We start from the raw sequence: 12,999 nt of genomic DNA, 5'->3' as shown, positions 1-12,999 counted from the left end.
GTTAATAGACTTGGCAGCGTTTATAAAATTTTTAGAATTATTTGGAACTCAGGCTAGTTGATTTTAACTCACTTTCTATTCTTCTTCTTCCAGTTCCAGGTGGGTCATTTTTTTCGTCACATCAAAATCGTAGTCCGGGTATTCGTACATTGGCATTCGCGGTTCGGTTTCTCCCATGGAATAACCAAAAACACCTTTGTATTCATCCCTTTTTTCTCCCATATTTTCGAGCTGGCGCAGGTATTCAGTTATCGATTTTGATTCGATGACAATTACATGCCCCATTTTGTCAATTATCGGACTGTGGTTCCTGGTGCGGTCGTGGCTGAATTGCAGAATGCGACGTCCGTAACGTGTAATTCCGATGGTTCTGAATGTAAGGCTTTTCCCTACTCCCGGAAGATTTAAAATGTTTCTGTCGGTTGCAAGAAAAGGGATGTTGTTTTTTTTGCGAAGGTTTTTCAGGTTGTCGGGCAGATTCTCGGGAGTGTGCATCAGGTTTTGTAATTCGCTTATTCCTGCTTCAGGCAGCCGTCCCAGGTATTTTTCTTCCAGCTCTTCCTGAACTGCCCGTGCATTTGGTGTAAAATTGGCGCTGTTCTCTTTGAATCCCTTTACGGTGAACGTGTAATAAGTGAGAATACCGATATCATTCAGTGCCTTACGCAGCTTGGCGGTGTGCCCGCGGCGCGAAGCCGGTGCCGTGAACACGAGCTGGTTTACAACGGCCCACCCTGCTTTGAGCAGCAGTTGAACTGCTTTTTTTGTTTCGGGAGTAATTTCCATGGGCGATTCAAAATGAGTCTGAATGACAAACTGTTTGATTCCGATTGCCGAAGCTTTCTTTTTAAACTCTGTCAGTATTTCAATAAGTTTTGGGGTGATTCGCATGGGCAGGTATGCCGGAAGACGGGTTCCGATTCGCACTCTTACTATTTCGGCATATTTTTCGTGTTCGGGGCGAGTTTTGTTGTCTTCTATTTTTCGGATAGCCATGTTGTACACTTCGTCCAGGATTCTTTGGAGGCTGCCGTTTGAACTCATCAGCGCATCGCCGCCGGTGAGCAGGATGTCCCGAAGTTGGGTATCGTTTCTGAAATAGTCAAGAAGTTTGGGCAGTCGCTGGTTCCACGATTCCTGTGGCTTTAATCTTTCCAGGTTAAAATTGTACCGTCCGGTTTGGAAATCGTACATGCGCTGGCAGCTTGAGCAAAGTCCACCGCATGCGCGCCCTACCGTGTCTGGAATAAAAATGGCAACCTCGGGGTAGCGGCGGTGAATGTTGTGCGACGGCAAAATCCATCCGGCGGCATTTGGTTCTCCCGGGTGTACTTTGTCTTCTTTTTCCCAGGCCTGAATCAACCCAAATTCTTCTACCAGTTGTTTGCTGTAAATTATGTAGCAGCGGATGGCCAAATCGCCTCCAACTGCAAAGCCGGGTGTTTGCACATTTAGCAACGAAAGGTAGTAGGGGTTTACAAAAAACGGAATCCCTTTTTCTTCTGCGGCGTAGAGAATATCCATGGTGTCGGGATCCAGCGAATAATCAAGCAATTCATTCAGCATTTCCGGGGAACGTACCGCAAAGTTCAAATGAAAACGCCTTTCGTTCCACCACTCGTTCATTTTTTGTTTTTTTTCTGCCAGGGTCATTCCTTCCTCAAAAAAGTATCGCTTGTTTTTTATTTGGCCGTTGTCAATTTTTTCAATAAAAATGCGGATAATGCGGTCGCGGTTTTCTTCACGCAGTTCGGCAATTTTAGGCTCAAGCCCCGACGGGTAGTGGCTCATCCACTCTTCAACCTGCTCTCGCGAGGGCGTTTCGGGTTTTAGTTTTCCATTTAGCTGCCTGAAAAGCTGAAGCATGTCGAGAAAAAAGTCGGGCTTGGCGCCGCCAATTCCGCGGTTGGCTGCCAGCCACATCATTTTTATGGGATTGGTTACGGCCAACTCGCCGTGGATATTTTGGTCAGGATAAGCTTCGCCGGCATGCCCGATGTAGTCCAGTAATCTGATGGCGGCAAAATCTTCCCAGTTTAACTGGCGGAAAAGTTCGTGGCTGTGCTCCTTTCTCAGATAAAATGCTTCGGCTGCCGGATTTTTTTTGAGCCGGGGAAGTATCCATTCCTTAATGGCGCGCATCGCTTCCACTTCCGAAACAGATTCGCGAAGAATCTGTTCCAGTACCGGGTTTTCGTCCAGTATTGTCAGTAAAATTCTGCGTGCATGAACATTAATAGCAATTTTATCGAGATGCCTAGTTTTCATAATAGATCTTTTGAGTAATATTGGTTTTTTCCAAAAAATACAGAAAAATGCTCACCCAGACAACGATAAAACGGTTTGGCTCAGGTTTTTTAAAAACTTTTAACAGGATTTTTGTATGTGAAATAATGCATTTTTGGTGTAAAATGCCCGGGCAAAAACAGCTGCCGTAAATCAAATCGATTATCTTTGCGCTGATTTTTAGCTATTTGAATTAATTATGGCGCATAAAGCTGGTTTTGTGAATATTTTGGGGAATCCCAATGTGGGGAAATCCACTCTGATGAATGCCCTGGTAGGCGAAAAGTTGTCGATTATTACGGAGAAAATGCAGACAACACGCCATCGGATAAAAGGGATTGTGAATGGCGAAGATTTTCAGGTGGTTTATTCCGATACGCCGGGAATTCTGAAGCCGGGATACAAACTTCAGGAGAAGATGATGAATTTTGTGGACACCGCGCTGCTGGATGCAGACGTGATTTTGTTTGTGACCGACGTGGTGGAAAAACCGGGCAAGAATGCTGATTACATCGAACGAATCCGCAAATCGAACATGCCGGTTATTGTGCTCATTAATAAAATTGACCTGTCGAACCAGGATGAGGTAACCAGGTTATTCGATTATTGGAGCGAAGTTTTTCCAGGCGCAACCGTTTTTCCGGTTTCTGCAAAGGAAAAGTTCAATATTGCCCCGGTTTTTGATCGCATTCTGGAACTGCTTCCTGACAGCCCTCCGTTTTTTGGAAAGGAGGCGCTGACCGACCGCAACGAACGTTTTTTTATGCAGGAAATCATTCGTGAAAAGATACTGCTGCATTACCAGAAAGAAATTCCGTACTCGGTGGAAATTGAGGTGGAAGAGTTTAAAAATAAAGGCGGATTGATTGAAGTGCGAGCAGTGATTTATGTGGCACGCGACACGCAAAAAGGAATAATTATTGGCAAGGCTGGTAAAATGCTGAAAAAAGTGGGCAGCGAGGCCCGGCAGGATGCCGAAGAGTTTTTCGGAAAGAAAATATTCCTGGAGCTTTATGTGAAAGTGGCCAAAGACTGGCGCGAAAAGGAAAAACAACTGAAAAATTTCGGATACGAAGCGTATTAAAAAGCAACATCCGCAATTGGAAAATTAAGTTTACCACTGGCGAAAAAAAGAAGAATTCCGTACTTGGAATGATTTCATTGTAAAAATTAAATTGAAAAGAAAGCATGAGCAGAATATTGGCCATAGTAGGACGGCCCAACGTGGGAAAATCGACTTTGTTTAACCGGCTTATCGAATCTAGAGAAGCTATTGTTGACGAAGCGTCCGGCGTTACGCGCGACCGCAACTACGGAAAATCAGAGTGGAACGGAAAAATGTTTTCGGTGATTGATACCGGCGGTTATGTTGTTAATTCAGATGATGTGTTTGAAGCTGAAATTAATAAACAGGTACACCTTGCCATTGATGAAGCCGACGTAATTCTTTTTGTGGTGGATGTGGAATCGGGAATTACCGATTTGGATGACGCAGTGGCTGAAATACTGCGCCGCAGTGGGAAAAAAGTTGTTGTGGCAGTAAACAAAGTAGACAATAATCAGCGGATTCTGGATGCCCAGGAATTTTACGGACTGGGCCTTGGTGAGATATATTGCATCTCATCAATGACCGGAAGCGGAACCGGCGATTTGCTGGATCAGGTTGTGGAAAGCTTTGGCGATACTCCGGACAACGACGAAGAGCACGAGTTGCCCTACCTTTCGGTTGTTGGACGGCCTAACGTGGGGAAATCGTCGTTTATAAATACGCTGCTGGACGAAGACCGCTACATTGTAACAGACGTGGCCGGTACCACCCGCGATTCAATACTAACCCGTTACAATAAATTTGGGCACGACTTTGTAATTGTCGACACTGCCGGCTTGCGAAAAAAAGGGAAAGTGCGCGATGATATTGAGTTTTACTCCGTTTTGCGCTCTGTACGTACCATCGAAAACTCTGATGTTTGCCTGCTTTTGATTGATGCAACCCGCGGCATGGAGGCTCAGGATGTAAATGTTTTCAACCTGATTGCACGAAACAGAAAAGGCGTGGTTATTTTGGTAAATAAATGGGATCTCATTGAAAAGGACGTTCATTCTACAAAAAAGATGGAAGCTGAAATCCGCGAACGCATTGCTCCATACACGGATGTGCCTATTCTGTTTATTTCTGCAAAAACCAAGCAGCGTGTTTACAAATCGCTCGACATTGCCATGCAGGTTCATAAAAACCGGAAGAAACGCATTAAAACTTCTGCATTAAACGAATTGCTTTTGGAGGCAGTGGAAGCATATCCGCCGCCATCGGTAAAAGGGAAATTCATTAAAATAAAATATGTAACGCAATTGCCTTCGCCAACTCCGGCGTTTGCGCTTTTTGCCAACCTGCCGCAATATATTCGCGAGCCCTACAAACGGTACATCGAAAACAAAATCAGGGAGAATTTCGATTTTAAGGGCGTGCCTATCCAGGTTTATTTCCGGCAAAAATAGAGTGCTTGCCGCATTCTGTTTTTGACGCTGAAAAAACTTTGAGCGCTGACTGCCGGTTTTATGCAGTTGGAGACGAAAGTTGGAATTTTTGGTAAAATAACGAGAATTCCTGCGTCTTTTTTAAGACTGTAAATTGCAGACGAATCAGGAAGAATCGAGGTGCTTTTACAATACTGATTTTCGCACTTGTTTATTCCGCAGGGGGTAAACCGAATTTCATTTCAGAATAAAACTTTATCTTTGTAAGATACAAAGATGCGATTATGATTGGGAGATTTTTTCATACACCGGCAGCTAAAAAGTTTCATGTTAATCCGAGGTTTTACGACCCGGATAAGGATGAACGAGATGAGCGGGAACGAAGGATAAAGGATGAACTGGGGATAAAAGGGAAAAAGAGCGAAGGGGGGAAACCTTTTCGTCCCAATGTAAGAGGACAGTTCAGACAAGCCCAGGAAGGTTTTGTCCGATCCTCGGAGAAAGGGCGTCGGGCCAGCAATACGCGGCTGATATTCCTGATCCTGATTTTAACGCTGATTTTTTACCTGTTTTTTTATTCTGATTTTTCTTTTTAGTGAGCGATATTATTCAATTATTACCCGACTCGGTGGCCAATCAGATTGCTGCCGGAGAAGTGATTCAACGACCGGCATCGGTTGTCAAAGAATTGGTTGAAAATGCACTGGATGCCGGGGCCAGCGAAGTAACCATTCATATTAAAGACGCGGGGAAAACCCTGATACAAATTACCGACAATGGCTGTGGCATGTCGCCTACCGATGCCCGTATGGCTTTCGAAAGGCACGCTACCTCCAAAATTAATTCGGCCAACGATTTGTTTTGCATCCGAACCATGGGTTTTCGTGGTGAAGCAATGGCTTCAATTGCGGCCATTGCCGATGTAGAAATGCGTACAAAGCGCGATGACGATGAGGTGGGAACACTTATTCGCGTTGTTGCATCGGAGGTGAGGAGCCAGGAGCCGGTTGCGTGTGCCAACGGAACAACTACCACGGTTAAAAATTTGTTTTTTAACGTGCCGGCGCGCCGTAAGTTTCTGAAAAGTAACACCACCGAACTGAAGCATATTATTACTGAAATTCAGCGGGTGGCGCTTCCTAATCCGGAAATCCGGTTTTCTCTTTTTCACAATAATTCATGCCTTTATGAATTGGGAAAAAGTAATTTACGACGACGGATTGTGGATGTTTTTGGAAAAACCATCAATCAGAGTCTGGTGCCGGTTGAGGAAGAAACCAGTTTGGTAAATGTTTCCGGCTTTGTGGGGCAGCCCAAATATGCTCGGAAAACAATGGGGGAGCAGTATTTTTTTGTGAACAGAAGGTACATGCGGCATCCGTATTTTCATAAAGCGGTAATGCAAGCCTACGAAAAATTGCTGCCGTCCGATTCTTATCCTTCCTATTTTCTTTATCTCGAAATAGACCCGGCCTCCATCGATATAAATGTTCATCCCACAAAAACGGAGATAAAATTTGAAGACGACCGCGCCATCTGGCAGGTTATTTTCGCATCGGTTCGCGAATCGCTGGGAAAATACAATGTAGTGCCGTCAATCGATTTCGATCAAAGCGGAAGTATTGATATTCCGGTAGCCGGTAAAAACGCAGGGGAAATTCATTATCCCGAAATTACCGTTAATCCGGCTTACAATCCGTTTGAAACGGAAAAAACGCCTTCTTTTAAAACACCGGGCGTTTCCAATACCGAAAAACGTAACCTTGAACGTTGGGAAGATTTGTACCAGGGAACCCAGTTGATTCTTAAGCCCGAAGAACAAACGTTTCAGTCAGCAAGTTCTGACGAGCCATTGTCTTCTTCGTTGCCTTCCGAAGGGGTTTCACAAAAGAAAATTCTTCAACTGAAGCAGAAGTACATCCTTTCTCCTGTGAAATCGGGTCTGATGGTGATTGACCAGAAACGTGCACATGAGCGTATTCTTTTTGAGCAATTTATGGAAGTACTCAGATCGGAATCGGTGGCCAGTCAACAGCAGTTGTTTCCGCAAACCATTGATTTGGAGCCGGGAGATGCCGAACTGCTGAAAAGTATTCGGGAGGATTTGTTGTCGCTGGGATTTGATATCCGTGAGTTTGGTAAAAACACCTTCATTATAAACGGTACCCCCGGAGTTTTGGATGTTTCTTCGCCTGAAATTATTGTGGAAAAGTTGCTCGAAGAGTATAAAAATTCGCCGGTGAATGCCAAGGCTAAGGCAAAAGAGCAGGTGGCAATTTCGCTGGCAAAAGCTTCTTCGCTTGATTATGGCACCGAGCTGAAACAGGAAGAAATCGATCACCTTATTGATAACTTGTTTGCCTGTGCAACTCCAAATTATTCGCCCGAAGGAAAAAAGGTACTTACCATTATTCCGCTGGAGGACATCGAAAAATTCTTTCATAAATGACAATATGTCGCTATATTATCGTTTTTAAACTTTGGTCTGGCGTTTGCCTGAAATGCATTTAAATTTTTGAATATGAATTACCGTCCCGTAATGAATCAGATACCACCGGTTGTAAAAAACCTGATTATTATTAACGTACTTCTGTTGTTCGCAACATGGGTATTAGGAGGAAGAGGAATAGACCTGGTGGAGTATTTGGGGATGCATTACCCCGGTTCCGATAAATTTATGCTGCATCAGATAATAACACACATGTTTATGCATGGTGGTATTACTCACTTGTTTTTTAATATGTTCGCCTTGTGGATGTTTGGCCGGGTGCTGGAAAGTGTTTGGGGATCGCAACGGTTTTTGGTGTACTATTTTGTTACCGGGCTGGGTGCCGTAGCTTTGCATACGTTTGTAAATTATCTCGAAATTTCGTCGATGCAACATACCATCGAAGCATTTCGCAACACTCCTTCTCCCGAAATTCTAGACCAGTTTGTGAGCAAACATTTGTCTAACGCGTCGGTACAGGTGCGCGATTTTATTAATACGTGGTACGGCGATGTTGCCAATACGGCTTATGCAAATGAAGGAATGAAACTGATGGATCGGATTCTTCAGATGAAGATGGATATTCCCACAGTAGGAGCTTCTGGCGCTGTGTTTGGTGTGTTGCTGGCATTTGGTGTGCTTTTCCCCAATACGCAGCTGATGTTGCTTTTCCCTCCAATTCCTATAAAAGCGAAATATTTTGTAATTGGTTACGGGGCTATTGAACTTTATCTGGGGCTGGCTCAGCCGGGAAGTAACGTGGCGCATTTTGCCCATCTTGGGGGAATGTTGTTCGGATATCTGTTGATTAAATACTGGAACAAAAGCACAAAGAATTTTTATTGATTGGTGGAGCTTAAGTCAAATTTAAGCTCACCGGAAAATGGTAAAATCGAAAATTTAGGAAAGTGGATATTTGGGCCGACATAAAAAATACATTTAAATATGGTTCTGTTTTAACCCGTCTGATATACATTAATCTGGGAGTATTTCTGGTTATTAAATTGCTGGGCGTACTTTTTTACCTGGGCGGGCAGCAGCTGCATCTGGTTGAGTGGCTTTCGGTACCGTCTAACCTGCAGGTGCTTTTGCACCGGTTTTGGACTCCCGTTACCTACATGTTTTTGCACGAAGGTTTTTTGCATCTGCTGTTTAATGTGTTAGGACTTTACTGGTTCGGAAAACTATTTCTTTATCATTTTGAAGGGGAGAAACTGTTGAGTGTGTATATTATGGGCGGATTATCGGGAGCATTGATGTATGTTTTGGCGTACAATATTTTTCCTGTATTTAGTTCGGTAAATGGAATTTTGCTTGGTGCATCGGCATCAATTATTGCCATTTTAGTTGCCGTTGCTGTTTACGATCCGCAACGCGAAATTTACCTTTTTTTTATAGGCAGGTTCCCGCTGAAATATGTTGCGCTGTTTTATGTGTTGCTTTCTGTTATTGGCATTTCCACATCAAACCCGGGAGGAAATCTGGCGCATTTGGGCGGTGCGGCGTGGGGATGGTTTTACATCTCGCAGCTAAAACGCGGGAAAGACCACGGAGCCGGAATTGTAACTTTTATTGGAAAAGTAGGAAGTTGGTTTAAGTCGAAACAGCGCATGAAAGTTACTTTTAAACAACAGGCACCTCCGCGCGACGATCACGAATACAATCGCCAGCAAAATCTGAAGCAGGATGAGATTAACCGGATTCTGGACAAGATTGCAAAATCGGGCTACGAAAGCCTCACAAAAAAAGAGAAAGAAATTCTTTTTAAGCAAGGCAAATAGATGAAAAAAGTCGGAGCAGTGTTTTGTGTCACAAACAGATGTTCTCCCTTTGTTTTATGCGTGAAAAACCAACAGCGGTGTATTGCTGTGGAAAACCATTTTACGGGCAATGCTCGGATTAAATAGGCGCGAAATCATGTTCCGCTTGTGGGTTGTCAGCGATATAATATCGATGTTTTCTTCCTTTATAAATTTGTCGAGCGTTTCCAAAACATTTTCGCCAACGAGCAGCCGGCAGTTAAAATCTTTTTTCTCGTATTTTCCCTTTAAAATATTTTTTAGGCCTTCGAGGCGTGCATGGTTCCAGTCGGAACTGTTTTCTTTTTCAACATGAACACAAAATACCTGCACTTCAAATGGACGCAGTATTCCAATCAGTTTGTCAATTGCAGAAAAGTCTTTTTCATCAAAATTGGTGGCGTATAATACTTTTTTGATGTCAAGAATTTCTTTCTCGGGCGACTCTTCCGGAATAACCAGCACCGGCACCTGCGCGTTGTAAATTACGTCGGCGGTAACACTTCCCATCACCAGGCCGGAGTCGCCTCCCGTTCCCATAACAATTACCCTCGAATTGTTTTCGTGGGCATAAGCCAGAATATCTTCGTCGGCATATCCCGGTTTTATGATGTATTCGGTTTTAACGCTTTTCCATTTTTCTTTGCCAATGGTAGAAGACAGTTTTTTAATGAATTTTTTGAAGTTCTCGTTGGCCTTTTTTTCCACGTTATCCATTCGTTCCAGCAACGTGGAGTCGTAAACGTACACATCGGCGTATGGAACGGAATGAATTACCGGGTTAATGTAACAATGAATAAAAACCAGCTTTACATTCAGAAGGGCGGCAATGTTGAACGCCATTTTGCAGGTTTTAAAAGAAACCGGCGAGAAATCCACCGGCACCAGAACATGGTCGTCGTACTTTTTCGGTTTTTTCTCTTTTTCGGCTTTTTTTCCCAGAAATTCATCCAGAACCGGAATGGCATTCCGAATGTCTTTGTCGAGAATTTTTACCTTTACCGAAGTTGCGGCGTCTTCCATCAGGTTAATGTCTTCCAGATCGCACTCAATATTATGTTCTTCCAGCCGCACTTTTAAAATTTGTGCTTTGGAATAAGGCAATACAATAATTGTAACCAGTTTTTCTTCCATGATTTCGAGGTTTTAATTAATGTTGTTCCTGTTAACTTATTCGTTGAACAAAAAAAGAGGTTACAAAAAAGGAAAAGAAAAAAGGGGTGAATCAAAACGAATTTTGAAACACCCCCGGAAAGCGTATTATTAACACTTCCTCCCGGAACTAAATTCCGAAAGCTTTTTTGACTTTTTCTACTGAATCAAGTTTTTCCCAGGTAAACAATTCTACCTCTTTTATTGAGGGAGAATGATCGTAGGGCGATTCAAATTTTTTGACAACAGTTTTGGGCTGACGTCCCATGTGCCCGTATGCTGCAGTTTCCAGGTAAATCGGATTCCGGAGTTTTAATTTTTCTTCAATTGCTGCCGGACGGAGATCGAAAAGCTCCTGAATTTTCTGTGCAATTTCGCCATCGGTAAAGTTTACGTTTTTGCGGCCGTAAGTATTTACAAATACGCCAACAGGACGCGCCACCCCGATTGCATACGCCAACTGAACGAGAATTTCGTCGGCTACGCCTGCTGCCACAAGGTTCTTGGCGATGTATCTTGCAGCATAAGCTGCCGAGCGATCCACTTTAGAAGGGTCTTTCCCTGAAAATGCACCACCGCCATGAGCACCTCTTCCTCCGTAAGTGTCAACAATAATTTTTCTTCCGGTAAGCCCGGTGTCTCCGTGTGGCCCGCCAATCACAAATTTCCCGGTGGGGTTTACGTGATAAATGATGTCGTCGCCGAAAAGTTTTTGCACGCGTTCAGGCAATTTGGCTTTAACGCGCGGGATGAGGATGTTGATTACATCTTCCCTGATTTTTGCCAGCATCGGCTCATCGGCATCAAATTCGTCGTGTTGTGTGGAAACCACAATGGTGTGTACTTTTTGCGGAAGATTGTCGTCGGAATATTCGATGGTTACCTGCGATTTTGAATCAGGACGGAGGTAGGTCATTGTTTTTCCTTCGCGCCTGATTACGGCAAGTTCTTTCAAAATTTCATGCGACAATTCCAGCGGCAACGGCATGTAGTTGTCTGTGTCTTTGCAGGCATATCCAAACATCATTCCCTGGTCGCCGGCTCCCTGGTCGTCTTTATCGGCTTTGTCCACCCCCCGGTTAATGTCGGGACTTTGTTCGTGAATGCCCACCATAACACCACACGAATCTCCTTCGAAGCGGTAAGCGCCTTTGGTGTAACCGATGTTGTTGATTACGCGTCGGGTAACTTCCTGCACATCAACGTAGGTTTTAGATTTTACCTCTCCGGCCACAACAACCTGTCCGGTGGTAACCAGTGTTTCGATGGCTACTTTCGAATTGTCGTCAAATGCCAGAAACTCGTCGAGAAGCGCGTCAGAAATCTGGTCAGACACTTTGTCCGGATGGCCTTCTGAAACCGATTCACTTGTGAATAAATAACTCATAATCCCAAAATTTTAGCCGAAATTAATCAGCGTGTTCAACATTAATTTACTGGCTGCGGGATATTTCGGATTGAAATAGTTGAAAAAAAAGCGATTGCTTTAGCATTTTTTTTCTGTGGTTGCAATCAATCTCAAATCTTTCCACGTAGCGGGTACAAAGGTAATATTCTTTGCGAAAACAGAAAAAGACTTTTTTGAATTTATTTAGCGAAGGTGAAACTCGTCGAATGCGAGGTGGTTATGCAGACGCTGTGTTTCAATAAAATGATTCATTTATTGTCTATGTCGAGTTAAATTTGTAGTTTGCCCGTTGGAAATTTGTCCGCAATACATGAAAAACCGGATTGGACGATTTGTTATATTAACCCTGCTGATTCCCGCGTTTTATGTAAATAGCTACGGGCAGGCGGAGCCTATTCTTACCCAGTATATGTTCAATATGCAACCCATAAATCCTGCTTATGCGGGCATGTGGGAAAAAGTCGGTTTTTCAACTTTGGTAAGAAAACAGTGGGCGGGCATTAACCGCTCACCGCTCACCCAGGTTTTCTCTTTTCACACTCCTACAAAAAACGAAAAAGTAGGGTTGGGGCTGAATGTAACAAACGACAGATATGCACGGCAAAACACCTTGAACATTTTAGGTGATTATGCCTATGAAATTGCGCTGACCCCACAAACCCGATTACGACTGGGGCTAAAATTCGGGTTTATTAATTATAAAAATCCGCTTACTCAGTATCAGCTTTATCCTGATGGCAAATACGACGAAGCATTTGCTGACGACGTGGACTTGAAGTTTATGCCCAATTTCGGGATTGGAGGATTTTTGTACGACGAGTTTTATTACATCGGGCTCTCCATTCCTAAAATGATTAAAAACGACTACAAAGCAAACATCAATAATTTTGATGTTGAAGCGCAGATTCAAACGGTTTATCTGATGGGCGGGTACGTTTTTCGGCTCATTCAATATAATTACCTCATTGTTAAACCAACTGCGATGCTGACTTACAACCGGGGATTGCCGGTGCATTACGATATTGGAGTTAATGTTATGTTACGCGAAAAGTTATGGCTGGGATTGATGAACAGATCCGGGAATGCGATAAGTTTTGTTTCGCAATTAATATTGGATAACAACCTGCGTTTGGGGTTTGCCATGGATATTACCTACAACGAGATTTTTCCCTATCAATATGGCACGTACGAGGTTACCCTGGGTTTTGATATGGACTTTTTTGGCCGTAGCTACATTAGGGAGAAATATTTTTGAGCGGATGGGTACTGCTTGTTTCCAGACAAAGAATGTTAAATACACGACTTTTATTTAACATTGAATTATTCGGTTTTTTTGATTGTCTTCTGTAAAAGTGCAACTTTCAACATGTTGTTTTACTGAATGTTGTTGT

10 protein-coding genes are annotated in these 12,999 nt (G+C 43.4%); 7 read left to right on the top strand and 3 right to left on the bottom strand.

All coding sequences use genetic code 11. The features are described from left to right. Positions 1-75: 75 nt before the first annotated feature. Complete coding sequence (locus BUB08_RS08605) at positions 76-2,268, bottom strand: KamA family radical SAM protein (protein ID WP_073000776.1); 2,193 nt, start codon at positions 2,266-2,268, stop codon at positions 76-78. Positions 2,269-2,485: 217 nt separating this feature from the next. Between BUB08_RS08605 and era the strand changes: the two genes are divergently transcribed. From era to BUB08_RS08570, 6 genes are all read left to right on the top strand, one after another. After that, positions 2,486-3,370, top strand: coding sequence for a GTPase Era (gene era / locus BUB08_RS08595; protein ID WP_073000772.1), 885 nt, complete (start codon positions 2,486-2,488; stop codon positions 3,368-3,370). 104 nt (positions 3,371-3,474) lie between these two features. Next, complete coding sequence (gene der, locus BUB08_RS08590; RefSeq protein ID WP_073000770.1) at positions 3,475-4,782, top strand: ribosome biogenesis GTPase Der; 1,308 nt, start codon at positions 3,475-3,477, stop codon at positions 4,780-4,782. Positions 4,783-5,045: 263 nt separating this feature from the next. After that, entirely contained in the window at positions 5,046-5,357 is a 312-nt protein-coding gene (locus tag BUB08_RS08585; protein WP_073000769.1) for a hypothetical protein, read from the top strand. Beyond that, the gene (mutL, locus tag BUB08_RS08580) at positions 5,357-7,210 is read left to right on the top strand and encodes a DNA mismatch repair endonuclease MutL (RefSeq protein ID WP_073000768.1); all 1,854 of its coding nucleotides are present in this window, start codon (positions 5,357-5,359) and stop codon (positions 7,208-7,210) included. The genes BUB08_RS08585 and mutL overlap by 1 nt, the downstream gene beginning before the upstream one ends. A gap of 72 nt (positions 7,211-7,282) precedes the next feature. Then, entirely contained in the window at positions 7,283-8,095 is an 813-nt protein-coding gene (locus BUB08_RS08575; RefSeq protein WP_073000767.1) for a rhomboid family intramembrane serine protease, read from the top strand. Between the two features lie 62 nt (positions 8,096-8,157). Further along, entirely contained in the window at positions 8,158-9,030 is an 873-nt protein-coding gene (locus BUB08_RS08570; RefSeq protein WP_073000766.1) for a rhomboid family protein, read from the top strand. A gap of 54 nt (positions 9,031-9,084) precedes the next feature. Here BUB08_RS08570 and BUB08_RS08565 read toward each other — a convergent pair whose 3' ends face one another. Both BUB08_RS08565 and metK read right to left on the bottom strand, forming a co-directional pair. Continuing rightward, on the bottom strand, positions 9,085-10,182 hold the full coding sequence (locus tag BUB08_RS08565) for a universal stress protein (protein WP_073000765.1): 1,098 nt from the start codon (positions 10,180-10,182) through the stop codon (positions 9,085-9,087). Between the two features lie 148 nt (positions 10,183-10,330). Beyond that, positions 10,331-11,587, bottom strand: coding sequence for a methionine adenosyltransferase (gene metK, locus BUB08_RS08560; protein ID WP_073000764.1), 1,257 nt, complete (start codon positions 11,585-11,587; stop codon positions 10,331-10,333). Positions 11,588-11,918: 331 nt separating this feature from the next. Here metK and BUB08_RS08555 point away from each other — a divergent pair, with 331 nt between their 5' ends. After that, positions 11,919-12,863 carry a PorP/SprF family type IX secretion system membrane protein gene (locus tag BUB08_RS08555; protein ID WP_073000762.1) on the top strand — a complete coding sequence of 315 codons (945 nt, stop codon included), beginning with the start codon at positions 11,919-11,921 and terminating at the stop codon, positions 12,861-12,863. The last annotated feature ends 136 nt before the right edge of the window (positions 12,864-12,999 follow it).

It is taken from the genome of Mariniphaga anaerophila (assembly GCF_900129025.1).
Classification (GTDB): Bacteria; Bacteroidota; Bacteroidia; order Bacteroidales; family Prolixibacteraceae; genus Mariniphaga; species Mariniphaga anaerophila.
This window is presented reverse-complemented; position numbering and strand designations above follow the sequence as displayed.